The sequence below is a fragment of the Agarivorans sp. QJM3NY_30 genome, assembly GCF_050870855.2.
Taxonomy (GTDB): Bacteria; Pseudomonadota; Gammaproteobacteria; order Enterobacterales; family Celerinatantimonadaceae; genus Agarivorans.
Window position 1 is genome coordinate 4,528,785 of sequence record NZ_CP194038.2, and the last position, 24,892, is coordinate 4,553,676.

General features: G+C 44.5%; 26 protein-coding genes. 12 read left to right on the forward strand and 14 right to left on the reverse strand.

Going from position 1 to position 24,892, the window contains the following annotated elements; genetic code table 11:
• The first annotated feature begins 99 nt into the window (after positions 1 to 99).
• A complete protein-coding gene (locus ACRRSX_RS20625; RefSeq protein ID WP_432455728.1) occupies positions 100 to 1,035 on the forward strand; it encodes a fibrinogen-like YCDxxxxGGGW domain-containing protein in 936 nt (311 codons plus the stop codon).
• A 915-nt stretch (positions 1,036 to 1,950) separates the two neighbouring features.
• On the opposite strand, the gene ACRRSX_RS20630 is transcribed toward ACRRSX_RS20625, so the two are convergent.
• The 4 genes from ACRRSX_RS20630 to ACRRSX_RS20645 form a co-directional block, all read right to left on the reverse strand.
• A complete protein-coding gene (locus tag ACRRSX_RS20630; RefSeq protein WP_432456204.1) occupies positions 1,951 to 2,499 on the reverse strand; it encodes a hypothetical protein in 549 nt (182 codons plus the stop codon).
• A gap of 160 nt (positions 2,500 to 2,659) precedes the next feature.
• The gene (locus ACRRSX_RS20635) at positions 2,660 to 3,316 is read right to left on the reverse strand and encodes an START domain-containing protein (RefSeq protein WP_432455727.1); all 657 of its coding nucleotides are present in this window, start codon (positions 3,314 to 3,316) and stop codon (positions 2,660 to 2,662) included.
• Between the two features lie 408 nt (positions 3,317 to 3,724).
• Positions 3,725 to 4,387: a rhomboid family intramembrane serine protease gene (locus tag ACRRSX_RS20640; protein WP_432455726.1), complete on the reverse strand. Its 663-nt coding sequence runs from the start codon at positions 4,385 to 4,387 to the stop codon at positions 3,725 to 3,727.
• A 41-nt stretch (positions 4,388 to 4,428) separates the two neighbouring features.
• A complete protein-coding gene (locus ACRRSX_RS20645; protein ID WP_432455725.1) occupies positions 4,429 to 4,836 on the reverse strand; it encodes a PH domain-containing protein in 408 nt (135 codons plus the stop codon).
• Between the two features lie 423 nt (positions 4,837 to 5,259).
• Here ACRRSX_RS20645 and ACRRSX_RS20650 point away from each other — a divergent pair, with 423 nt between their 5' ends.
• Together ACRRSX_RS20650 and ACRRSX_RS20655 are read left to right on the forward strand one after the other, a co-directional pair.
• Positions 5,260 to 6,279: a patatin-like phospholipase family protein gene (locus ACRRSX_RS20650; protein WP_432455724.1), complete on the forward strand. Its 1,020-nt coding sequence runs from the start codon at positions 5,260 to 5,262 to the stop codon at positions 6,277 to 6,279.
• 337 nt (positions 6,280 to 6,616) lie between these two features.
• Positions 6,617 to 7,219: an alpha/beta hydrolase gene (locus ACRRSX_RS20655; RefSeq protein WP_432455723.1), complete on the forward strand. Its 603-nt coding sequence runs from the start codon at positions 6,617 to 6,619 to the stop codon at positions 7,217 to 7,219.
• 99 nt (positions 7,220 to 7,318) lie between these two features.
• Here ACRRSX_RS20655 and ACRRSX_RS20660 read toward each other — a convergent pair whose 3' ends face one another.
• Positions 7,319 to 7,804 (reverse strand): MarR family winged helix-turn-helix transcriptional regulator, encoded by a 486-nt coding sequence (locus ACRRSX_RS20660; protein ID WP_432455722.1) that lies wholly within the window; start codon positions 7,802 to 7,804, stop codon positions 7,319 to 7,321.
• A 124-nt stretch (positions 7,805 to 7,928) separates the two neighbouring features.
• Between ACRRSX_RS20660 and ACRRSX_RS20665 the strand changes: the two genes are divergently transcribed.
• The 7 genes from ACRRSX_RS20665 (at position 7,929) to ACRRSX_RS20695 (ending at position 14,422) form a co-directional block, all read left to right on the forward strand.
• Entirely contained in the window at positions 7,929 to 8,834 is a 906-nt protein-coding gene (locus ACRRSX_RS20665; RefSeq protein WP_432455721.1) for a DMT family transporter, read from the forward strand.
• Positions 8,835 to 8,836: 2 nt separating this feature from the next.
• Positions 8,837 to 9,430, forward strand: a complete 594-nt coding sequence (locus ACRRSX_RS20670; protein WP_432455720.1) for an NADPH-dependent FMN reductase — start codon at positions 8,837 to 8,839, stop codon at positions 9,428 to 9,430.
• A 282-nt stretch (positions 9,431 to 9,712) separates the two neighbouring features.
• Positions 9,713 to 10,765 (forward strand): LysR family transcriptional regulator, encoded by a 1,053-nt coding sequence (locus tag ACRRSX_RS20675; protein WP_432455719.1) that lies wholly within the window; start codon positions 9,713 to 9,715, stop codon positions 10,763 to 10,765.
• Between the two features lie 74 nt (positions 10,766 to 10,839).
• Complete coding sequence (locus tag ACRRSX_RS20680; RefSeq protein ID WP_432455718.1) at positions 10,840 to 11,865, forward strand: TRAP transporter substrate-binding protein DctP; 1,026 nt, start codon at positions 10,840 to 10,842, stop codon at positions 11,863 to 11,865.
• A gap of 55 nt (positions 11,866 to 11,920) precedes the next feature.
• Entirely contained in the window at positions 11,921 to 12,394 is a 474-nt protein-coding gene (locus tag ACRRSX_RS20685) for a TRAP transporter small permease (RefSeq protein ID WP_432455717.1), read from the forward strand.
• Positions 12,394 to 13,671, forward strand: coding sequence for a TRAP transporter large permease (locus tag ACRRSX_RS20690; RefSeq protein WP_432456131.1), 1,278 nt, complete (start codon positions 12,394 to 12,396; stop codon positions 13,669 to 13,671). The genes ACRRSX_RS20685 and ACRRSX_RS20690 overlap by 1 nt, the downstream gene beginning before the upstream one ends.
• A gap of 4 nt (positions 13,672 to 13,675) precedes the next feature.
• Entirely contained in the window at positions 13,676 to 14,422 is a 747-nt protein-coding gene (locus tag ACRRSX_RS20695; protein ID WP_432455716.1) for a M15 family metallopeptidase, read from the forward strand.
• 14 nt (positions 14,423 to 14,436) lie between these two features.
• Here ACRRSX_RS20695 and ACRRSX_RS20700 read toward each other — a convergent pair whose 3' ends face one another.
• Complete coding sequence (locus tag ACRRSX_RS20700) at positions 14,437 to 15,150, reverse strand: PEP-CTERM sorting domain-containing protein (RefSeq protein WP_432455715.1); 714 nt, start codon at positions 15,148 to 15,150, stop codon at positions 14,437 to 14,439.
• Between the two features lie 222 nt (positions 15,151 to 15,372).
• On the opposite strand from ACRRSX_RS20700, the gene plsB reads away from it, so the two are divergent.
• Entirely contained in the window at positions 15,373 to 17,766 is a 2,394-nt protein-coding gene (plsB, locus tag ACRRSX_RS20705; protein WP_432455714.1) for a glycerol-3-phosphate 1-O-acyltransferase PlsB, read from the forward strand.
• A 6-nt stretch (positions 17,767 to 17,772) separates the two neighbouring features.
• Here the strand turns inward: plsB and ubiA are convergent, their stop codons facing one another.
• Together ubiA and ACRRSX_RS20715 are read right to left on the reverse strand one after the other, a co-directional pair.
• Positions 17,773 to 18,612, reverse strand: coding sequence for a 4-hydroxybenzoate octaprenyltransferase (ubiA, locus tag ACRRSX_RS20710; RefSeq protein ID WP_432456130.1), 840 nt, complete (start codon positions 18,610 to 18,612; stop codon positions 17,773 to 17,775).
• Between the two features lie 31 nt (positions 18,613 to 18,643).
• The gene (locus ACRRSX_RS20715) at positions 18,644 to 19,198 is read right to left on the reverse strand and encodes a chorismate--pyruvate lyase family protein (protein WP_432455713.1); all 555 of its coding nucleotides are present in this window, start codon (positions 19,196 to 19,198) and stop codon (positions 18,644 to 18,646) included.
• A gap of 223 nt (positions 19,199 to 19,421) precedes the next feature.
• Between ACRRSX_RS20715 and ACRRSX_RS20720 the strand changes: the two genes are divergently transcribed.
• Entirely contained in the window at positions 19,422 to 19,823 is a 402-nt protein-coding gene (locus ACRRSX_RS20720; protein ID WP_432455712.1) for a flagellar basal body-associated protein FliL, read from the forward strand.
• Here ACRRSX_RS20720 and glpG read toward each other — a convergent pair.
• From glpG to livH, 6 genes are all read right to left on the reverse strand, one after another.
• Positions 19,804 to 20,646: a rhomboid family intramembrane serine protease GlpG gene (glpG, locus tag ACRRSX_RS20725; protein ID WP_432455711.1), complete on the reverse strand. Its 843-nt coding sequence runs from the start codon at positions 20,644 to 20,646 to the stop codon at positions 19,804 to 19,806. The genes ACRRSX_RS20720 and glpG overlap by 20 nt on opposite strands.
• Positions 20,643 to 20,969: a thiosulfate sulfurtransferase GlpE gene (gene glpE, locus ACRRSX_RS20730; protein ID WP_432455710.1), complete on the reverse strand. Its 327-nt coding sequence runs from the start codon at positions 20,967 to 20,969 to the stop codon at positions 20,643 to 20,645. Before glpE ends, glpG begins: the two co-directional genes overlap by 4 nt.
• A gap of 211 nt (positions 20,970 to 21,180) precedes the next feature.
• Complete coding sequence (locus ACRRSX_RS20735; protein WP_432455709.1) at positions 21,181 to 21,882, reverse strand: ABC transporter ATP-binding protein; 702 nt, start codon at positions 21,880 to 21,882, stop codon at positions 21,181 to 21,183.
• A 20-nt stretch (positions 21,883 to 21,902) separates the two neighbouring features.
• Positions 21,903 to 22,667, reverse strand: a complete 765-nt coding sequence (gene livG, locus ACRRSX_RS20740; RefSeq protein ID WP_432455708.1) for a high-affinity branched-chain amino acid ABC transporter ATP-binding protein LivG — start codon at positions 22,665 to 22,667, stop codon at positions 21,903 to 21,905.
• Positions 22,664 to 23,935, reverse strand: coding sequence for a high-affinity branched-chain amino acid ABC transporter permease LivM (locus tag ACRRSX_RS20745; protein ID WP_432455707.1), 1,272 nt, complete (start codon positions 23,933 to 23,935; stop codon positions 22,664 to 22,666). Before ACRRSX_RS20745 ends, livG begins: the two co-directional genes overlap by 4 nt.
• Complete coding sequence (gene livH, locus ACRRSX_RS20750; protein ID WP_432455706.1) at positions 23,932 to 24,858, reverse strand: high-affinity branched-chain amino acid ABC transporter permease LivH; 927 nt, start codon at positions 24,856 to 24,858, stop codon at positions 23,932 to 23,934. The genes ACRRSX_RS20745 and livH overlap by 4 nt, the downstream gene beginning before the upstream one ends.
• Positions 24,859 to 24,892 lie beyond the last annotated feature (34 nt).

Below are 24,892 nucleotides of genomic sequence, written 5' to 3' on the forward strand. Positions count from 1 at the left end.
ATTTACAGTTTTATAAAAAAAACGGCATCATAATATTTGAATTATTTATAAGGTAAGTGTATTTTTGGCATTTTAATTAGATAATAGGTTTTTGATGAAATGAAATATCAGATAGCAAGCTTGTTTTTTGTGACTTCACTGGCTGTTCAAGCCAACAATACAGAGATGCCAACAGTGTTATCAATGGATGAAACTATTGATAACGAATTGATTGCTACTAGTAGCGTAGAATTTACTTTAGTGAAAAATGGTGAGTCGGTTGTTTCAATTGTTAATGATTCTCAGTTATTCAACGGATCAATTAAGAACGAAAAAAATATTTATTTTGAAATAGAGGGCATGCAACAAAAGACCTATTTTGTTGGCCTTAAGGATGCTAATTCTGATTATTACGGGACTTGGTATTCAGCTGAGGGAAAGGCTGGAGATTGGAGTTTGGAATTTCCGAAAGTTCAAACTGTGAGACAAAGTTGTAATGATATTATTTTAGCTGGGGAGTCTACCGGTGATGGTTATTATGTAATCGACCCTGATGGAGAAGACTTTGGAGTAGCTCCATTTGAAGCGTATTGTGATATGACTAATTATGGCGGCGGATGGACTCTGATTGTCAATCATCGAGACAACCTGCCAGCTAAAACTGCAACAAGCAGTGTTAAACTCGATGAATTAGGGGTTCTTGAGAAAGATAGCTGGCAAGCTTTGTTATCTCTAATGAGTGAAGGTTTTATGACCATAGACGAGCATGGAAGAGTCTCTACTATTAGTGTTGACACTATGCGTTTAGCTCCTGCTAGTAAACAGCCTGAAGTCGTTGCAGAAGATTTAGCTACTGCTTCGGTGTTGTGGGCGTCAGTTACTGATTGGGCTAGAAACTTCTCTGCGATATTTATTACCGCTGCAAATACTAGTGGGACTCATTCTATGAACGGGGCATCAGTATACAACGCTGGACCTGTGAAGTTTGATGTTTATCCATATAGCGGTGGCACGTCCTACAGTCAACAAAATAAGATGCTTTACTTTATAAAGTAACTTTCTAAGGGAGGTTTATTTATCTCCCAGCCTCGTATTAGATAAAGCGGGGCTATGCTACTTCCTTTAAACTATGAAAGTAGTTGCTCTATTTTCAAGCAATTTAAAAATTTCATCAAAAATTTTTCCTTTTGTATTTTTATAACAGCCACTTACAAGCCTCTGTTAAATCGCTTCCATAGGGCAACAAGATTCACTCCTCATACACAGAAAGCAGCCTGATGTTGAAAAGTTCAGCATTAACAAAGAGGGGGATAAAAACTGGCAGTCAGCGAGACGGAAGACTCTAAATATCAAGACACCCAAAGTAACACGACCAAAATCCGAAGCCTACGACCTTAATGTACTCATGACTGCGTAAGCACAAACATCAATAAGTTATTTATGACAGCCACTTTAAATCCACTCGCGAGGATGGATGCTCGTAGCTCTTGCCCATTTGCTTATCTTGCCCGTCGAACACAGTGGGAATAAGGTGTATTCGATAAGCTGACTTGCGACGGTCTTAACCGAGGCATGGCAATAACTCCAAGAAAACACTACTGACAGTTCAGGCAACTAATGACTGAATACCAGTTGGGCTAAATTGGGATGGATGTCTTTTATTCTTGTTTATTCTCTGTTGGCCTGAGCAAACGACAACCTAATGAGACTTGCGTGCTTCGATACTTATCCACGGCAAGCCTTCAGACTATCACCTTCATTTCGTATCTTTTGTGCTCACGGGCTCTACAGAAGATTGTTCTTTAAGTTGATCCTTAAGCTTAGCAATTTTCTCATAGGCAAAGAAAATCCCAATTTGCGAACTTATAAAAAAGACGTAAAATAACCCATCCTTTTTCGAGGGTTCACTATTACTCCAATACCAAAATACTAACAATGCAATTAATATGTTTACGATAATTCTAATGACCATCAATATAGTTCCGAAGTAAGCATTACAGTTCTATTATTAATTTCTTTGCTGACTTTATTTAACTCAGATTTATTAAATGCAACTGTCCCCCAAATAACTAACATTACAATTCCACCTTTAGCCAATTTTTGGTTACTTCTCGCACTATCAATTAACTCTTTGACGCCTAATCCTGAGGCACTAAGTCCAATGTAACTAGCAAATGAATCAATGAATTCATGAAAGTCTTTATCTGCTTGTAATTCATCATTAGTCATCGACCATATCCCCCATTGCGGATTTAAATATGTAGCATCCAGAGCTTTTGTGATTAACTTACTTTTTAAAATGGGATTGGAGAGTGACCTAATTAAAACCATCGCATCGACTCGTTGCTTCTGAGTCAAATGTCGATATAAAATTGTTGCACAGATAGAGTCAATTTCCAGCTGCCCTCCTCTTTTAAGAAGTTCCTTTTTAATTCCAATAATTTCTGGTACTGAAATCCCCTGTTCCAAAAGGGCTGAAATCTGATATCTTCTCCTCTCGGTCAACTGCTGATAATTCATGGTAGTACTTGGCGAGAAGAGCGTACCACTTTCGGCAGTTTTCTTCCTCTTCTACACCTTTCCATGAATGTCGCAGTTATTATCTGAAATCGGGTATATCAGAAACTTTCACCATTAAAGCAAACTCAACATGACTCCGACACACAATAATAACAAGCCCTCAATAGGCATACTGCTGTAATGAAGAGCTTTCGATCAGCTTGATTAGTTGATGCAGAGAAGCAGTCGTTGAGGCAATCAGTTGTTGGTTGTAAAACAACGCCGGAACATTGCCATTGGGATCGAGCCAAGCCTTATAATTCACCAGCACTGTACCCGATGCTTGTTGCTGCAAGGTCCAAGTGGCATTGGTTGCGCTCACACGAACCCACTGAGGATTCGGCGGGTAACGGTCTGAACAAGCGCTCACCCGAATTTGAATGCGCTTCGGTTCAAATTCGGTGGCAACACAGGTAATGAGTTCTCGATCCGTAAACGGCCAAGGACTTTTGATGATAGTGCGTAACAAAAACTGTTGATTGGAATATATTTCCAAGGTTTCAATTGCTTGTAAGTGTTCGAACCATTGAGCGGTGCGCTGCAGATCAGACAAGACTCTAAATACCAATTGTAAATTTTGCTCAGTAGTAAATTGGGCTTCGACCTGTTTATAGGGACTATGTTGGTATTGGCTTAACTCGATCTTAAAGTCCGCATTGATTAAGCTTTGGTCTGCCGCTTCTCGCTGGGAGACAGAGCAACTGAATAAACCCAACAACGCCAACAACGCCAACATGATGGTTAAACGCGGTACGCTTACAAATAGCTCTCTACCCATTATTCATCCATTATTGTGTACGTCCTGATTGGCCACTATAGCAGTTTAAACGCACACTCGGTGCCATCAACGTTCAGCAATTTTTAAGCCTCGCACTTTCAAGCCATTTGGCAAAAACACGCTTATATTAATTATGGTGCTGAAGAACTTGTGATTGGCTTTTTTGATAGTCATCTGCGGTAAGCGGCACAACTCTGCAAAAAAATCTGGCAGTCTAGTAACATGCGTTTAGAAAATATCGAGAAGCTGCTGTCAAAAGCTGACGCATAATTATACATCGCCAAACACCAGAGAAGATAACGGATCATGCCAACCGTAATTTTTGTATCTTAAAATAAAGTTGGCCGTTCAATCGTGTAAAACATTGACCAAAAAATAACACTAAGCACGTTTTTAGGTGCTTTCCATTTAACCGCTCTCGGCTTGCTTACCCATTGCTCTTGGCTTTAACCGACAATAGATAATCGCACCCATAGCCCCCATCGCATGTCCTAGGTGGTCAATGTTCAAATCCAAGCTCACACTGGAATGACGGTAAAATGTTGATTGCAGAGAAAACAATGCCATCAGAAATACAAATAGCAATATTGCACTCCCCCACTCCTTAAAACTTAAACCATCTTCATCAGTAAAATATGCCGCAGCCAAACCAAATATCCCGCCAGATATTCCACATACTGAAACTGGTTCGGAAAAGAGTAAAATCGATGGAATAGACGCCACGCTTGCCACACATAACACGGCAAAAAATCGTCTAGCCCCCACCCTTCTTTGGTAGACAGAAGCAACGCCCAAGCCAAGCACATTTGAAAAAAGATGTAAAAGATCAGCGTGAATCAACAAGTGAGTCATCGCTTGTATCGGCCAAATTTTATTGTGTTGAAAATCGTTATTAAGTGAGAGTAAGCGATAAAGATTGTCGTTAACCGTGATAAAACCAAAATCGCTTGTCACCAGAAATACCAACATCAATAATAGGCCTGAAAACATCGCCGCCCAAACAAGGCCAAAATGTTCCCTGTAGGATATGGGCTTCGCTTTCAAACTATTCGGCGATGGTTTTAGCGCCACTAATCCACCCCCATAAATAAGGCTGGATACAAGAAATAAAATCATGATATTACGGGGATATTTCCTTCGATATACTGCTGTACCTCGGGCGTTATTTTGGCAATTTTTTCGACGCCTTTTAACTGAGCCTTCACGGTAATTTTTCGGTTATTTTTAAATTTGAATTTAATGGGCCGCTGCAGTAAACCCTTTCCAATTTTTACATTCTCAATGTCGTCGTAGGTAAAGAAGTCATAGCCATTAAACTTTCCGAGTAGACTCAACTTATGAAAATAGATACCCGCTTCGGTCACGGCTAAAAAATAGCTTTTCATGCTAAATACAGCCAAGGGACCAATCAAAAAGAACAACCAGATCTTTGGTGGCTCTATGGCTTGAAAGAAACCAATGAATGAATCACTTTCTTGCAAACACGATTCTATATGCTGCTGCGCCTGTTCTTTGTTCACTCAATTGCCTCCAATTTTATATGCGCTTCAAAACATCTGACAATGTATAAATCCATTGCTGACAGCAAATTTGTCTGACAACTCTCCACTAACCATCTCAAATAAGCATTCTAACTTTAACATAAAATCGCTACTTATCAGACAATTAAAAGCTATGTTACGTCCTTCATCAACCGTAAACATCCGCCCCCTCTGCAGCTGTATAAAGATAGTTGTCACTTCACGCCATTCTTTAATGGCAAATAGCTCATTAATAGCTAGGCTTTTAGGAGGACGAACCCTCTACTGAATGTACACACTCGCCCCCATGCAAGAACACCAAGAGGGGCCAAGAATTGGGATTTAATTAGACCCTAACCGTGCTTGGGGTATCGCCCTAAACAGCAAGATATTTAATGGCATCAACCATCGGGAGATAACAGCATGAACTATCACTTTAAAAACTTCGTTTTTGAAGGAGGTGGTGTGAAGGGCATCGCCTACCTTGGCGCACTCGAAGTGTTTTCAGAGAGAGCCATTATTCAAGATATTCAGCGGGTAGGCGGAACGTCTGCCGGAGCAATCAATGCGGTGCTGGTGGGCTTGGGTTACACCAACGAAGAAATGAAGCAGATCCTGTGGTCTTTAGATTTTAACAATTTTATGGATGATTCCTGGGGCGTGGTTCGAGATACCGAACGTTTAATAGAGCAATTTGGTTGGTATAAAGGCGACTTCTTTCGCAATTGGATAGGCCAATTGATTAAGCAAAAAACTGGCAATAGCGAGAGCACTTTCGCAGATATTGAAGCGATGAAAGACAGTAAAGGCTTCAAATCTATGTACTTTATGGGAACCAACCTATCAACATCTTTTTCTGAAGTATTCTCAGCACAGCATACGCCAAGGATCTGCGTTGCCGATGCAGCGAGGATTTCGATGTCGATCCCACTATTTTTTGCCGCTAAGCGTAGTATCCGTGGCGATGTTTATGTAGATGGCGGAGTACTCGACAACTACCCCATCAAGCTGTTTGATCGCCAGAAATATGTGAACCACAACTACCATGAACCCGATTACTACAAATCAATCAATTCACAAATCACCACCCTGCAACGGCCTATCTCTAACTATGTGTATAACCGGGAAACTCTTGGCTTCAGGCTCGATTCAAAACAAGAGATTGCGGTATTTCGCGATCACGCGGCGCCTAGTCAGCAAAAAATCGATAATTTCTTCGATTATAGCTGGGCACTGATCCATACCATATTAGAAGCACAGCAAAATGCGCACTTACATAGTGATGATTGGGCTCGCACCGTGTACATCGACACCCTAGGTGTTAGCACCACCGATTTTGATCTATCCGATGAGAAGAAAAAAGCCTTAGTCGAATCGGGTCAGGTGGGTGCGAGTCAATACCTTGATTGGTACGACGGCAACGAAAACAAACCGAATAAATAAGTTCTAGTGATACTCATTCCACTTAGAAAGGCACGCTTTAACGCTGAAGGGCGTCAATATAACAAGGCTCTAAGGCGAAATAAATGAGACCTGTTCATCGAATTGCCAGAGACCGTTAGCCTCCAATCTCTAGCGTTCGATGGATAGGCCTCACCCCAAGTAAAACAAGCGAAGGCCAAAGAGTCTTAAAATACTGCTCCCACTTCTAGCGACCAAGCCAAATTCGCGAAAGATTATCGCCATAGCGTTAATAATCACTCCCATTTTTGAAGACTAATCATCAAGGAAAAGATAGTTTAAGCTAAACACCATTATTTCATTCAAGGTGTGTCAGCAGATGAGTAAACAAGCAGTTATCATGTTACATGGCGTCGGCAGCAGCGGCGAAAACCTGCAAGGCCTGGTCAATTATTGGACCGAAAGCCTACCCAATACCTTAGTCATTGCCCCCAATGCTCCCTTTCCTTTTGACCAGGGCCCTGGCTACCAATGGTTTAGTGTGACAGGGATCAGTGACGAAACCCGTCCATTACGGATTACCCAAGCACGAAAAAGCTTCGATCTGAGCATTCAAGCCGTACTAGAAGAACATCAACTAGATCCACAACATGACCAAATCATCCTTGCTGGATTCTCTCAAGGATCAATTATGGCCTTGGATTTACTGGTAAGTTCCCGCCTACCAATTGCTGGCGTGGTGGCCTTTTCTGGCCGATTATCTTCCCCCGAGCCTTATTCTAAGAGCCAAGAGCAAGCGGTATTGCTGATCCATGGGCAAAAAGATCCGGTAATCGCCTGCTCCGAAAGCCAAATTGCCGCACAACGCTTAAGCGACTTAGGCTACAAAGTAGAAACCCAATACGAACCCGACACCCTACATAGCATTTCTAACGAGGGTGCAGCGAAAGCTGCCAAATTTATTGCTCAGCGTTTTAGCTAAGCAAAATCGAAAAACCAAAGTATCGCACTTCACTATGCTGAAAATAAAACGGAGCGTTGACCACAAGCCGGCACCGTTTTTAAGCGTTGTTCAGGCTGCTTATAAACCCTCTGAGAGCAGTAGCTTTTTAAGTAAACCAGCGAGTTGTTGTTGCTCTTTTGGATCCAGCGGACTCAGCATTTTGTTCATATTGGCAACATGAGCGTTAAGTGCTTGGTCGAGCAAGACTTGGCCCTGTTCAGTGAGTCTCACCTTGCAACTACGTCGATCCTGCTCACTGGCAATCCGCTGCACCAAGTTACGTTGCACCAGCTCTTCAATACGTTTGCTTACCGCACCAGACGAGATCATCAGCGTTTGATAAAGCTGAGTCGGCGTCACGGCTTCGCCACTGCGGCGCATCGTTGCCATAATATCGAACTCAATATTGCTTAATCCATACTGGTTAAATATCTGGTCTAGCTGGTGTCGCCACTGACCGTGAGTTCTACCTAAGCGTCCCACCACCCCCATGACCGAACAATCTAAATCAGGTCTTGCCACTCGCCATTGAGCGAGGATCTTATCAACTTTGTCTTCCGGCATATTTATCTCTCTGGTAAAAATCTTTTGTAAAAGATACTTGATTAAATCAACGGCATCCATTACTTTTAAGAAAGTATCTTCCAAGGAAGATAATTAATCATATTATTGCTTATCGAGGTCCATCATGAGCCCCAGTCAATCACTGAAGAATATTATTTTATCCGCTATAGCACCCATTATTTGGGGCAGTACCTATATTGTGACCACAGAGTTACTTCCCCCGCACAGCCCACTGATTGCAGCCTCTCTGCGGGCTCTTCCCGCTGGCATTTTGTTAGTACTGTTTAGCCGAGCCTGGCCTAAAACGGGCTGGTGGTGGCGCATTGCCAGCCTCGGCTTGTTAAATATTGGTCTATTTTTCTATTGCCTATTTTTTGCCGCAACTTATTTACCCGGTGGTATGGCGGCTTTGGTGATGTCAATTCAGCCACTATTGGTGATTGGTTTAAGTTGCTTGCTATTAGGCAACCGGATCTCATCGGCGCAACTTTTTGCTTGCGGATTAGCCATTGGCGGGGTCGCACTACTCGTTCTCAATAACCAGGCTCAGCTTAATTTGGCTGGAATTTTGGTGGCGACTCTTGGCACCATCAGCATGGCTTTAGGCGTGGTGATGACCAAGAAATGGGGGCGCCCCAGCGGTATGACCATGCTTGGATTCACTGGCTGGCAACTCTTATTTGGCGGTTTAATGTTATTCCCTATTGCGCTTTGGCAAGAAGGTTTTCCCAGCCAACTCTCGACGAACAATTATCTAGGCTATAGCTATCTAAGTTTATTCGGTGCCATGATCGCTTACTCACTTTGGTTTCGTGGGATTGAAAAACTGCCAACGGTAACGCTGTCATTTATCGGTTTTTTAAGTAGTGTATCGGCCTGTTTTCTAGGTTACTTACTGCTCGACCAAACGCTAAGCTGGCCACAGCTGGTTGGCGCATTCGCGATTTTGTTATCCATTGTATTGGCGACGCCTCGTGCACCTCGCCAAGCAAATCCTCTCAAGTTTCAATCTCAAATATGTAAGGAGTAACAATGAAAATTTGTATTATTTCTGGTAGCCAACGTGCTAACTCATACAGTTTAAAGGTGGCTAATTACCTGGAAAAACTAAGCCTCAGTCATTTTGAACAGGCCAGTGTTTTCGATTTACATCAGCTCAACTTGCCGTTTTGGAATGAAGGCTTTTGGAGTGGTAGTGAAGAATGGCAAGCTTGGCGACCCATTGCCGAATCCCTGAAACAGGCCGATGCTTTTATTTTCATCACGCCAGAGTGGCATGGCATGGCAACGCCCGCACTCAAGAATTTTTTACTATTATGTAGCGACCAAGAGCTAGCCCATAAACCTGCACTGCTCGCCAGTGTATCGGCCAGTATCAATGGTGTTTACCCAATTAGTGAACTTCGCATGACCGGTAACAAAAATAATCATGTTTGCTTTTTGCCGGACCAGCTAATATTTCGCAACTGCGAAACGCTATTTAAGTCTGATTTATGTTGCGAAGATGCTCAGTTGCACCAGCGTAGCCAATATAGCATGCAACTACTTGCGGCATACGCCCAAGCGCTCGCTCCGGTGCATCGAGAAATGCTAAAGCTTGGTGAAACATTTCGTTATGGGATGTAGTGAATGAATCACCTCGCGACCATGCCTTACTTTGAGTGCCGTTTTTGCAGCGTTTTGTTCATATCTGATTAAACACCGAACAGTCCTGTTTATCTTACTTGGTCAACCAAACCATTCATGGTATCGATAAACAGGCTCGCCTCACTGATACCTTCTCACCCTCCACCAGCACTGGCTTTACCAGCTTACCCGTCCCCTTTGGCTGCTCAAGTAAGCAGAATCATGATTTAGCGATCTCACTTTTAATGATTTTAATCACTTATTAAAGCGGTGTATGGTGAGATGGCAAAACCATATGCTGATGCGCCAAACAACATGGCCACAGAAAATAGAATGGTTCAATCGACACGCAAAACAACATCACTCAAAGAAGAAAGTACCGCGATGAAACAACTAAACCCTAGAGCACTTGAATTTTTAAATGCAATCGAGCGCTACGGTTCGCTGCGAAAGGCAGCTGTCAAACTCAATGTTGATCCGTCGGCGATTAGCCGAGCACTCAGCCAACAAGAAGAGAAACTCGGTGTCAGTATTTGGGATCGTGCCAATAACAACAATTTAATTACCCCTTCTGGCCAAGAGCTACTGCACTACTTTAGAAGAATGCAAGCCAGCGAGGCCGTCACTATCTCCAAAATTCATGACTTACTCGGCTTACGCGCTGGCGAGGTAAGGCTCGCCATTGGCGAAGGTTTTATCACCGACCTCATATCAACCTCACTGCAAAGCTTTCTCAATCAATATCCAGGAATTCAACTGAGCGTGCAAATGGCTGGTGCCAAGGAAGCCATTCAACTGCTAGAAGACGACCAAATCGACTTTGCGGTTACTTATGCCTCGGTGAATCAACCCAGCTTTTTATGCCATATCGAAACGATTCACCCCTTAGATATTATTGCCCCAATCCACCACCCTTTAAGTCAACTCAAACGCAAAATTGACATTCGTGAAGTGGTCAACTTTCCCCTAGCCCTAATCGATCAATCTACAGGCATGGGTCGCTTAGTGAATATTGCTGAAGAGACTGGCGGGATTTCTCTAGTGCCTCGTTTACGAACTAACTCGGTCGCGGTGTTAAAAAACTTTGTCTCTTCTGGGGCAGGGATCACTTTTATGCCTCGCTTAACCGTTCAATCAGAAGTCAACGAGGGCACTATTGCGGTTGTCGAGACCAATCACGATATTTTGTCACAAGCCAAAGCACGGGTACTCAGTAAAAAAGAGCGTGAGCTTACCTTACCGGCAAAAGCCTTGCTCACCCATTTACAAAACTCAACTCAGTTTCTTAATCACGATGCGCCGCAAGATATGTTGAGTTTTTTGCAACACGAATGATATTGATTGATCAACAACACAACATATAAGGTGCTTATACACCCATAAATTGCAATATGAAAAAAGGAATCGACATGTTTAGCAGTTTAACTACTCCGGTAACAAAGCGTTTGTGGTCAGCCAGTGCCGCGTTAGGTATTGGTCTTCTATTCAGCAGCGTACTGTCTGCTCAAACCATTAATTTAAGCTATAACGGTGCGCCCGATGCAGACAAAAATGCAGTACACCTATTTGCGAGTAACTTAAAACAAATTCTCGCAGACAAAACCCAGGGAGAACTTCAATTAAAGCTTTATCCCAATAGTATGCTCGGCGAAGAAGAAGAACGCATGGAACAGGTGATGAATACCCCCAGCCTGAACATTGCTTCTTTTGGCGGGATCTCACCTCAGTTCCCTGAAATCTTTGTCAGCGCCATCCCTTTTATGTTTGGCACTTTCGAGCAGGCTCATCAGTTTTTTGATCAAGGTGAATACTGGAAAAGCGCCCAACAAGAATTTTACAAGCGCACCAATACTCACCTGTTAGCCGTCGTTGAAGAAGGGGGATTCTTAGCCTTTACCAACAATAAACGTCCAATCCACTCTCCTGCTGATTTCAAAGGCTTACGCTTCCGAGCCATGGACAAAAGTCAGGTCGCATTATACGAATCATTTGGCGCTTCTGGCACACCGATCCCATGGACCGAAGTCTATATGGGCTTACGTACCGGCGTTGCCGATGGTCAAATGAACCCACCAATGTATATCATTTTGGGGAGTCTGTTCGAAGTACAACAGTACTTAACACTGGCCAACATTCAATACTCCGATCAGTTCTTAGTGGCCAACGATGCACTACTCAAAAGCCTTAGCCCTAAGCAACGTAAAGCTTTAGAAGAAGCAGTAAACCAAGCCAATGGCATGAACCGCGAAGCTGTTGAATCACAAGTCGAACAGCGAATTCAATTCTTGGCAGATAAGGGGATGCAAGTCTATCGTCCTAGCGCACAAGAACTGGCCGCATTTAAAGAAATTGGTCAGCCCTCTTATTTAGCTTGGCTTAAAGAACAAAACATCGATACAAAATGGATCGATATGGCCCTAAAAGACGCCCAATAAGGTCTCCCTTCCCCAGTAGATGAGACGCCTTAGGGCGTCTATATCGGATATAAATATGAAACACGCTATTCTTGAACGCTTCGCCAACTTGATGTTAGCCATTGCGGTCATCGCTTTTAGTTTAAATTTACTCACATTATTCTACGGCGTTTGTGCACGTTACCTGCTAAATAGTGCGCCAATATGGACCGATGAATTCTCACGGTTTGTCATTATAGCAACGGTTATGCTGGCTGCAGGAGCTGTGTACTTAAGAGATGAACACATGCGAGTCTCCATCATTGAGCGCTATCTTCCCGTAAAATTAAATCGAGTTTTGCATTGGTATCGGTGGTTACTGATATTGACGATTGCAGGCTTTTTTAGCTACACCAGCGCCCACTATGCCATCTCTCTATCTCGTTTTCATACGATGGGCCTAGGCATTAGCAAGACGATTCCTTCGTTAAGCCTTCCAATTGGTTTTGCCGTACTTTTTGTTTTGGCGCTACTTCGTGGCCCCTACCCAAATAAAGGAGCGCTCTCGTGATGCTCGTGGCCATGTTATTGGTTTTTTTGATCCACGTATTACTGGGTCTGCCGCTGTTCATTAGTCTGATATTGACGGCGATTACTGGCTTTTACTTTGTTGACCTGAGTTTATTGCCACGCATGCTACCCCAACAATTTTTTAGCGGAATTAATGTGTTCTCCTTAATGGCGATCCCCTTATTTATTCTCGCGGGTAATTTAATGAATGCCGCAGGTCTGACGCCGAAGTTGATGGATTTTGCTAAATCTTTAGTCGGCCATTTACGGGGCGGTTTAGGCTATGTAAATGTGGTCTCTAGTATTTTCTTTGCTGGCGTCAATGGCTCGGCCGTAGCAGATACCTCTGCCCTCGGGTCACTGTTAGTCCCCGCAATGAAAAAAGACGGCTACTCAACCGCTTATGCTGCAGGTTTAACTGCCGGTAGCTCCTTAATCGGACCGATCATTCCCCCTAGTATCTTTATGATCCTTTATTCATCGGTGACCAATACCTCGGTGGGGGATTTATTCTTGGCTGGGGTGATTCCAGGCATTTTATTGGGATGTGCGTTTTTGGTAATTAATTATTTTTACGCCAAAAAAGCCAATTTAAGTATTTCATCGCAGCGCCCTTCGGTGAGCCGAGTGCTTAAAGCCTTAGTTGCTGCAGGCCCAGCCCTCATTGCCCCACTGATCATAGTAGCCAGCATTGTATTTGGCTTTGTCACCCCGACCGAATCTGGGGTCTTGATTGTGGTTTATGCCCTGCTAATCGGCCTGATCAGCCGACAACTCACGATCAGCGGGGCGATGCTGGCCTTAAAAGAGACCGTGATATTAAGCTGCGCTATTTTCATCATCATTGGCGCATCATCGGTGGTTAGCTGGTTACTCGCCTATGCGCAGGTTCCCAATCAATTTGCCAGCGCATTACAACCCTTTGCTGAAAACCCGACATTGGTACTATTGCTGATTAGCTTAATCACGTTTATCACGGGAATGTTAATGGAAGAAGTTTCGGCATTAATGCTACTGACGCCTGTATTTACTCCCATCGCACTACAAGCTGGGGTTGACCCGATCCACTTGGGGATCATCATTACCATGAATATTACAATTGCTTTAATCACCCCCCCCATGGGTGCTTGCGTTTATGTTGCAGCAGCCGTCAGCAAATTAGATTTACATGAAATGTTTAAATCCATTTGGCCCTTCGTGTTAATTGCGCTAATGGTGTTATTGCTGTTAATTTTCATTCCGTCGCTAACTCTTTTCCTTCCCAGTTTATTTAAGTAATCTCATGAATCATTTCGTTACCAGAACTATTCCAGAGCAAGCGCTACCGGATTGGAAAGCGCTCCAAGAAATCCAAATTTGTGACAATAACGAGCCACTCGAGCCAATGAGTTTGTCTTCATCGATCAAGGTTTATCCGGCCTATCATAAAATGCAAATTCGCCATGCAATTTCAGAGTGTTTTGTTCGCGCTTCAGTCTTCGAACGTCTGATAGAAGCTGAGAAATTACTCCCAACTGGTATTCATTTGGTGATATTAGATGCTTGGCGTCCATTTCCAGTTCAACAATACTTATTTGATACGCTAATGAACTTGATGGAGCATGCGAATCCCGAACTCAGTCCGCAACAATGCAATGATAAAGCGAGAAATCTAGTATCGCCCCCCAGCACCGATCCCAAGGCTCCAAGTCCGCATCTAACAGGCGGATCGGTAGATGTGACCTTGTGTGACCAACATGGTCGTTTGTTAAACATGGGAACTCTGTTCGACGAAGCCAGTGACGACTCATGGACCGCTGCACTCGAACGGCCAGCTTTAAGTAAAGCGCTACAGTTGGCACAGCAAAACCGACGTTTACTTTACCACGCGATGACTAACGCTGGTTTTAGCAATTTAGCCAGTGAGTGGTGGCATTATGACTATGGAAACCAGTTGTGGGCTCTAGCCACACAGCAAAGTTGTGCCTTTTTTGGAGCCACTCGACCCAGTGGTATCGAGCGGCTCTGGCAGCAACAACTACAACGATAAATCGATTTTAATCCCTATGCTGCGATGCCCTGCCTGCAACAGAACGCATCGCTTAACTTTAAGGGCTTCATTCGCTGACGACGAAGCCGATAAAACATGCCTCCGACAAGCATAAATAATAGCAGGCTGGCGGGCTCATCCACCGTGGTGGCGGCAGCCACAATTAATACCGGATTGATATCGATCCAATAATAATCATTTTCATTCTGCACCAAAGGGCTTAAGAAAATAGTTGTGATTTCTGCTGGGGTTAATAAGGTAGAGCGATTCAAGCTTGGATTCATGAGGTAATTACCCGAAAGATGAGGTAAACCTAGGTTATGCCCTAATTCGTGCGCCAGCAGCTCGGCGCCACTCCAACCCGCAGCAAATGTAGATTCAACCACAAAGTCATTGCCTCGGTATTCACCGCAGCCAACGATACTTGCCGAGGTGAAACTGCCACAGGCGCTAATCGTATCAATGAAATAGAAGTTCACCACATTGGCGGGGCCTTGGTGCAAACTAAATAACTGGTTCACTTCGCTACTAGCCGTGATATCCAAAAACTCAGGATACACCAGCTCGGTGGCAGTACCGATACGAATATCGATGATTTTGCTACCAAAATTGGCTTGCGAATAGATGGCATCTAACTGCGCCTCTTTCGTCGTAATAAAGGCCGCATGCACCATATTTGGCAAGACAGCGAGAAAAAAAACAGCAATGACTCTAAGGGAAACGCTCATGACAATCCTTTGACTGATATATCGAGTTAATAAAATGTTAACGGCATTACACATAATAGTGCTGCTGACCGCATTAAGCCAATCATACGGAGCTTTTAAACAAAGCTCTAGCGCACAAAACACTTGACTTAGGTCAACAGATTTCACAGCTAGTTGCAGCCAATTTTTAAGAAGTCTGCTACCCTGCAAGGTGTATCCATTCACCAACATAAGTTCTTTTAAATGTTACACTTGCCCTCTCCAATTTTGGCGATTTTACGTTCAAGCATTCGCTTTTTTACCCGCGGGAAATTTATTCCTGAAAATCCAATCGACGAGTTTTCTTTAGACTTGAGCCAACCGATCATTTATGTGATCCCCAGCGCATCTTTAGCTGATGTACTCACCTTGCAGCTCGCCTGTAAAGTACTGGGGCTACCAGATCCCTTGACGCCTGTCAGTTTCGCAGGGGAAATTCATCAGCGAGTGGCCTTTTTATGCGATCGACAGGGCGAGACCTCGGAAGCGACTATCAAGCAATTCACTCAGGCATTACGCGCTCATCACAGTGAACAAAACCACGATGTGCAATTAATGCCTGTAAAATTATTTTGGGATCGCTACCCTGGTCGGGAAAGCGTTGATGATTTAATGAGTGGCAAAACCAAGCGGCCCGCGGGTCCAATCAAGAAAGCTTGGCAAGTCGTGTTTAAAGGTCGCGAGAATTTAGTTCGCTTTAGTCACCCGGTTTCCTTGAAACAAATGGCACAACGCCATGGTGCCGACCAAAGAATTGGCCACAAGCTGGCAAGAGTGGCACGGATCCACTTTAGCCGTATGCAGATGATTGCCACTGGTCCGAAGTTGCCCATCCGTCGTCATATGTTTGAACAATTACTCGCCTCGCCGACCATTCGCGCCGCCATCAGCGACGAAGCCAAAAACAACCACAAAAGCCAAGCTGAAGCCAAACAAACGGCTCTCAGATATCTTGAAGAAATTGCCGCCGATTTTTCCTATCGTAACCTGCGTATGGCTGATTCAGTGCTAAGTTGGGTATGGAATAAGATCTATTCAGGAATCGAAGTAAACCACGCCGAAAAGGTTCGCCAGCTGGCACAAGAGGGTCATGAAATTGTGTATGCCCCTTGTCATCGCAGCCACATGGACTATTTACTGCTCTCCTATGTGCTGTACCACCAAGGCATGGTGCCGCCACACATCGCCGCCGGGGTAAATCTAAACTTTTGGCCTGCGGGGCCCTTTTTCCGCCGAGCGGGCGCATTTTTTATTCGACGCAGCTTTAAGGGCAACAAACTGTATTCAACCGTATTTCGTGAATACCTTAGCCAACTATTTAGTCGCGGCTACTCGGTGGAATACTTTACCGAAGGAGGCCGCAGTCGAACGGGTCGCTTATTACCCCCCAAAACCGGAATGCTCGCCATGACCGTACAAGCCATGATGCGTGGTTTGGAGCGCCCGGTCACCATCGTACCGGTTTATTTTGGTTATGAACACGTGATGGAAGTAGGCACTTACTACAAGGAACTCAAGGGAAAAACCAAAGATAAGGAATCCTTGCTTTCGCTATTTGGCATGTTAAGCAAGCTGCGTAATTTTGGCCATGGTTACGTCAATTTTGGTGAGCCAATTAACCTCAATCAACAACTCAATCAAATTGCACCACAGTGGCGAGAGAGCCATGAAGAGGGCTTGAAACCGCAATGGTTGGTTCCGGCAGTGAATCAAGTGTCTAAGCAACTCATGGAAAACATTAACAGTGCCGCAGCAGTGAACGGTTTGTGCTTAAGTGCCATTATTTTACTGGCTGCAGAAAATCGCGCTCTGCCGCGTAATCAACTAGCTAAACAAATCAGCCTTTGTAGCAGCCTGATCCGTAATGTGCCCTATAGCACTCATGTTACATTGCCAGACTTAGATGCAGATTCCCTATTGGAACAAGCCATTAGTTTGAACAAATTTGAGATCCGGGAAGACGATTTAGGCAGCATCATTGGTTTGGATGAAAAGCAGCAGGTTTTGTTAAACTTCTATCGCAATAACATCATTCACCTATTGATCATCCCAGCCTTTATTGCCGCCGTGTTATTACAGCATCGCAGCATTGGCCGATCTCAACTAGTCAGCCTACTCGAACAACTTTATCCGCTACTTAAAGGAGAGCTGTTTTTACACTATCAAGTAGATGATATTAGCCAGTTATGCGAGCGTTATTTAGCTGAATTTGTCGCTTTAAAGTTAATCAGTGAAAACGGAGAGTGTTTTAAAATAGACAGCCACCGTCGTGGCCGTTTGCTACTACTGGCGCAGATTGCCCAAGAAAGCTTACATCGCTATGCCATTGTGGCGGCTTTATTGGCAAAACGACCGCACCTGACTCGTAGCGAGCTGGAACAACAAGCTTTAGCCGCCGCTCAGCGCTTAGCCAAGCTGCACCATATCAATGCACCGGAATACTACGACAAACGCATCACCAGTAGTCTGTTGGCTCTATTCCGCGAACATGGCTATAACCAAGTGGAGGTGGCTGAGAACCTATTTGGCAAACTAGCGCCACTATTAGCCGATGGCGTCTATGATTCGATCAGTGAATTACTCGATCTCGAGACTTAATTTAGTCTAAGCGGCAAACCACGCCAGCCATCCATAGTGGCTGGCAATACCAATAAATATCACCAAACCAACATAATTATTATTGAGAAACGCACTAAAACAGGCTTCCCGTTGCCGATAACGGATTAATTTCTGTTGATAGACAAACAAAGCCGCCGCCGCTAACAAACCAATATCGAAGGCTAAGCCTAATTGCTTTAAATAGGCGATCGCGGCAAAACAGCACAAACAAGCCAACTGTAATAAACCGATTATTAGTTTGTCATAACGACCAAATAAAATCGCGGTCGACTTTACCCCTATCTTCAAGTCATCTTCACGATCCACCATTGCATACTTAGTATCATAAGCAATCGTCCAACAAATGTTGGCTAATAATAACAACCATGCCTCAGGTGCAATCTGACCACTTTGGGCGGCATAGGCCATCGGAATACACCAACCAAAAGCCACCCCCAAAAATAGCTGTGGTAGATGAGTAATCCGCTTCATAAAAGGGTAAATTGCCGCCAATGCTAAAGCCACAACCGATAAGGCAATGGTCAGCAAATTTTGGGTCAGAACCAATAGAAATGCCAAAGCCACCAGGCCAATAAACAAGCCAAGTGCCTCGCGTTCAGAAACCAGCCCTTTGACTAAAGGGCGCTGAGCGGTGCGTTTAACGTGACCATCGACCTCACGATCGGCATAATCATTCATCACACAGCCAGCCGATCGCATTAAAAACACGCCTAATACAAAGACCAGCAACACCGACAGTTTAGGTGGTCCTTCAGCCGCCAACCACAAAGCCCACAAGGCAGGCCACAATAACAATAAGGTACCGATGGGTTTATCGGCGCGCATCAGCTGCCAGTATGGGTGTACTTTGATCAAATCAAGCACGATCAACTCCTTGATAAGCTAGGCTGGCGGGTAAAAAAAACTCGGCCACGAGTAGCGGTGCACCAGCTAATAGAAAGCGAGAGCGTCGCCCCCACAGCGGCTGCTTTGGCCCAACACTTTGCTGAAGCGCAGAATGCGCATCAACTTGGCACAGCTCTAAAGTTTGTCGCTGACCTTTGTCGGTAAACAATAACTCTCCTAAAGAGTTGTTTTGCAAATAACTCACCGCTGCAGCCTCTCCCGCTAAAGAATCCTGCGGAACGACGCTACGTGCATATACCCAAGGTAAGTCATCACAGCACAGTAAGACCTCTCTGACCCAGTAAGGCCCCTCACAATCCAAAGCCTGCCGTTCAGCCTCGGTAATTTCCAAATAGCCTTCAAATAACACTTGGATGGAAAAATGCTGGCAATGCTGGCGCAAACGTGCGGTGAGCGAACCAGGATAAAGTAACCAATCAGCTAAAGCAGTTGATTCTAATTCAACATTTTGTGGCTGTTGCCAACGACCATCGGCCTGATAAGGATAAGGCTGTTTTGAGTTCACTGGTATTACTATTGTTGAATAATGGCCTTATTATCCGGCAATTGACAGATTAAAGTAAACTCCCGATTCGCCCATTATGCTATTCTTGCGCGGTCACGTTTGCATTTCCTTTAGGCTCTTTTCAGCAACGATAAATTATTGACTAAATTTAGCTGCGCATCTTGACCAAACGCTCGATAGCACAAACAATAAAGCTAGGACTATCAAGGAATCAAAGGATCGTATGAAATTTAGCCAAGCATTGCTTATAACATTTAGTTTGTTATTCTCCACCGTCATCAAGGCCGAAGAAGCTGGTAATCCTAGCTATGCCTATTTTGCGCTAGAACCGGATATTATTACGAACTACATTAGCACAGGGAAGAAGCTAGGCTATGTGCGAATCACCGCCGACATCATGGTAGAAAACGCAGGGGATTTAGCCAACATTGAGCATCACGCCCCACTGATCCGCGACGCGATCATTGAAATTTTAGGCCATCAAGCCGAAGAAGATGTAAAGTCCTTAACTGGCCGAGAACAAATTCGACAGATGTGTGAAGAGGCAGTGAATGACCTCTTAGTGCAAGAAACCGGTAAAAAGCTGGTCAATAAGTTACTGTTTACTAAATATCTTTATCAGTAAACTTATCAAATACCGCCTGAGCACAACCCACGAATAAGCCAAACAGATGGGCCAGATTCGCCGTAGATGGCCCAATTACATCCATAAAGCCAATCACCAACCAGACCAACATAAAGCCCACAATTGAAGGGCTTAACTGCAGCCCAGCTTTAGGACGTAGCCACCCCGTAAACCAGCAATACCCCAACAATGCATACACCACCCCAGATAAGCCCCCAAAATACGGTCCGGAAGCCAGTAGCTGTGCTACATTGGGGATCACTGCTGCGACAATCGTAATCAATAATAACTTAGAGCTTCCTAATTGACGCTCGATCTCTCCACCTAATTGCCACCACCACAGGCCATTAAACACGATATGAACAATTGAGAAATGTAAAAAAATCGGTGTGATGACCCGCCAAAACTGGGTTGAAGCGAGCATACTCAGCTGAGGAGTAATAGTCAGGTGTTCAATAAAATAACGATTAAAACCGAAGCTCATTAGCGCATAAATCACGGCTGATATCAGCAATACCAGCAGTGTCACCGGACCCGCATGAGCCAAAAAGGAGTTTTTAATCACCCCCGAGCCACCATAAGAAAATGAGGCTTTGCGACTGTCGGCCATAGTCCATGAAGCCGCATGATATTTTTCAGCATTCGGATTAGCTAAAAACTGCTTTAATTCAATTTCCGCACGTTCAAGCTGAGACTCATCGTTCAGCATAATCGCCACCCCTCGCTCCGCGGGTGCGAGTTGACACTCAATATGCAACACTGCCATATAGTCTACATAGGCCTGTGCCGCGCGAGGATTCGCCAGGACGATTAATTGCTTCACTCTGCTTCACCACTGGTGATCGGTGCCTTTACACGCCATGCTTCAAAGCCTCCCTGCAAGCTATAGACTTCTTCAAATCCTTGCTCTAATAAATACTGTGCCGCCCCCTGACTAGAAATACCGTGATAACACATCACAATTAGCGGCGTATCGTAGTCGGTATTTGCTAATAATTGATTAAGGCTACCGTCGTGAAGGTGAAAAGCATTCACTGGGTGCGCTTGAGCAAAGGACTGCGGATCACGCATATCTAATAGTAGCGCCCCAGCATTGCAAATTTTATCTTGAGCGCCATTTACGTCGATTTGTTCAAATTGTTCCATGATGATCCACTGCGAGCTATTTTGCCCACTTTAACTGGTTTACGCACAAAGAAAAAGAGACAAAACGAAGGGGATATAATGCCAACCGTTTGCTTGGGGCGCTGCAGATTCGGCATTCAGAATAATCAGTACTCATCTTTGTCACTAGCATGTTCTCGCATAAAAAAAGCAACCCGAAGGCTGCTTTCGCTTTGTGTATGAACAACCGAGCCTAGGCACCTAGATACGCCTTACGCACCTCTTCGTTCACCAATAAATTATCGCCAGTGTCTTCTAACACAATACGACCATTTTCCAGAACATAGCCTCTATCAGCCAGCCGCAGCGCTTGGTTGGCATTTTGCTCCACTAAAAACACCGTCATCCCACGTTGGCGTAATTGTTCCACGATATCGAAAATATGTTGAATAATAATCGGAGCCAAACCTAAAGAAGGCTCGTCCAATAACAGCAAGCGAGGATTACTCATTAAAGCACGACCAATCGCCAACATCTGCTGCTCCCCTCCCGACATGGTGCCCGCCCGTTGATTGACTCGTTCCAATAAACGCGGAAACAAGACATACATTTCTTGGATCCGTTGCTCGGTTTCCTGTTTACTCGCAAAAAAGGCCCCCATTCGAAGATTTTCTTCAACGGTGAGGCGCGAGAATATTCGTCGTCCCTCAGGAACCACCGCAATATCACCACGCATAATGTCATGGGTTTGGCGGTGGGTAATATCTTTACCATCAAACCATATCTGACCACTGCTGGCTCGAGGATCACCACACAAAGTCATCAATAAAGTGGTTTTACCCGCGCCATTGGCGCCGATCAGACTGACAATTTCGCCTTCATTTACCTTCACACTAACATCATGTAAAGCTTGAATCGGGCCATAGTGAGTCGATACATTTTTTAACTCTAACATTCGTCGTCTTTGCCTCGCCCTTAAAACTCACCCAGATAGGCTTTAATGACCTCAGGGTTGTTGCGGATCTCTTCCGGTGTCCCATTCGCTAAGGGACAACCTTGGTTAACCACGTAAATCCGATCTGAAATACCCATCACCAATTTCATATCGTGCTCAATCAGCAATACCGAGACCGATTCATTGGCTCGCAGATCCATGATCAGCCGATCCAAATCATCAGTCTCCTTAGGGTTAAGGCCTGCCGCAGGCTCATCTAGCATCAAAATTTCGGGACGGGTTACCATACAACGAGCTATCTCTAAACGACGCTGTTGGCCATAGGCCAGATTACCCGCCTTACGGTTGGCGAATTCAGTCAACTGAACTTTGTCTAACCAGTATTCAGCAAACGCTAAGGCCTCCGCTTCACTCTTCTTAAAATTTGGAGTTTTTAATAAACCGGCAATAAAGTTGGTATTCAAGTGACGATGTTGGGCCACCAACAGATTTTCTACCACCGTCATATCTTTGAAAAGACGTACATGCTGGAAGGTACGCACAATGCCTTTCCGGGCGATTTGGTGTCCGGCCAAACCTTGTAAGGCTTCGCCTCGATATAAAATTTGTCCACTGGTGGGTTTGTAGAAACCGGTTAAGCAGTTAAATACCGTGGTTTTCCCCGCACCATTGGGACCAATCACCGATACCACTTCTTTCTCTTTGAGCTTCAGCGCGACATTATTCACCGCCAATAAACCACCAAAACGCATGGTGAGGCCATTCACCTCAAGCAACTGACTCATGCCTTAGCTCCCTCTTTTAACTGAATATGAGGTCGAGACATTGGCAATAAACCTTGGGGGCGCCACACCATCATAAATACCATCATTAAACCAAACATCAGCATTCGGTACTCATTAAACTCACGCGCCATTTCTGGTAACACCGTCATGATAATCGCGGCTAAAATCACTCCAACTTGCGATCCCATTCCCCCTAAAACCACAATTGCTAAAATAATCGCAGATTCGATGAAGGTGAACGACTCAGGGCTAATAAAGCCCTGACGGGCCGCGAAAAAACTACCAGCAAAACCGGCAAAAGCAGCACCAATGGTAAATGCGCTGAGCTTAACCACCGTTGGATTTAAGCCTAAAGAACGGCAGGCAATTTCATCTTCACGTAGTGCTTCCCAAGCCCGACCAATCGGCATTCTTAACAAGCGATTGATCACAATCACCGTAAGCACGACCAAAAGTAGCGCCATCAAGTATAAGAAAATCACCTTATATTCTGAGTTATAACTAATACCAAAGAAGTTATGGAACGTATCAAAACCTTCACCTTTTAGGCGACGGTTAAATTCCAAACCAAACAAAGTTGGCTTCGGTACACCGCTAATACCGTTAGGTCCGCCAGTTAACTCGGTAAGGTTATTCAGCAATAAACGAATAATTTCTCCAAAGCCGAGGGTCACAATGGCTAGATAATCACCGCGTAAACGCAATACCGGAAAACCTAATAAGAAACCAAACAGTGCCGCCATGCCGCCGGCAATTGGTAGGCAAGTCCAAAAACCAAAACCATCGGCACTCAGTAAGGCATAGGTATAGGCTCCTACCGCATAAAAACCGACATAACCTAAATCGAGCAGACCGGCTAAGCCCACCACGACATTCAGTCCCAAACCCAACATCACATAGATGAGGGTTAAAGTCGCTAAATCCACCGAACCACGGCTAACAATAAAGGGCCAGATGATCGCCCCAGCTAAGGCGAACGAGACCAACAAACGATAAGCCTTAGGACTTTGCTCGGGACTCGGTAGTTTAAAATTAAACTTATTCGCCGAGCGTCTTAACTTTGCTTTACCAAACAGCATGGGGTGAAATAGCTGACTAAAAAATACCACCGCCGAACCAATAAATAGCCACTTTAGATGTTGTGGCTCGGCCAACGCCAGATTAAGTCCACTGCTACTAGGTTCCATTCGGATCCCTAACAGCCATCCAGCCAACAACATAAAGGTAATGGTGGAGATTAATGCTCCGGGGAGATTGAGCTTACTCATACTTTCTCAACCTCCGGTCTTCCTAACAGGCCCGTTGGCATGAACAGTAACACCAGGCACAGCAAACCAAAGGAAACCACATCTTTATACTCGGTACTAAAGTAACCAGCGGTAATCGCTTCAGTAATGCCTAACAACAAGCCTCCAACAACCGCTCCGGGTATCGAACCAATACCGCCTAATACCGCCGCAGTAAAGGCTTTTAAGCCAGCCATAAAACCGATATAGGGATTGATAACACCGTAATAAATCCCCAACAACACTCCTGCCACCGCCGCTAAGGCTGCCCCAATCACAAAGGTTAAGGAAATCACTTTATTGGTGTCGATCCCCAATAAATTGGCCATACCAATATCTTCAGAACAAGCACGGCAGGCACGTCCCATTCGCGAATGGGTAATAAAGGCCGTTAACCCGATCATCGTGAGGAAAGTCACCACAAAGATCACCACTTGCATGTAGGAAATGGTTAAATTGAAGCCGTCGTCAGGGCCAAATGTCCAGCCGCCAGTAATCAGACTCGGCATCGCGATATCACGACTTCCCTGAGATAAACGCACCAGATTTTGCAAGAAAATAGACATCCCAATCGCCGAAATCAAAGCGATCAAGCGGTTACCACCACGCACTGGCCGATAAGCCACTTTCTCGATGGTCCAACCATAGGCGCTGGTAATAATGATGCTAATGGCAAAAGCACCAAATAATAAAATCGGCAGGGAATCCAAGCCCATCAGCGATAAGGCAGCCAATACGATGAAGGCGACATAACTGCCTATCATATACACTTCACCATGGGCGAAGTTAATCATGCCGATAATGCCATACACCATCGTGTAACCAATGGCGATTAAGGCATAGGTACTACCAACCGTTAGTCCATTGACTAACTGTTGAAAAAAATAGAAAAATTGCTCAGACATAACGATCCCAATCTAATGGCTTGAAGCCATTAAT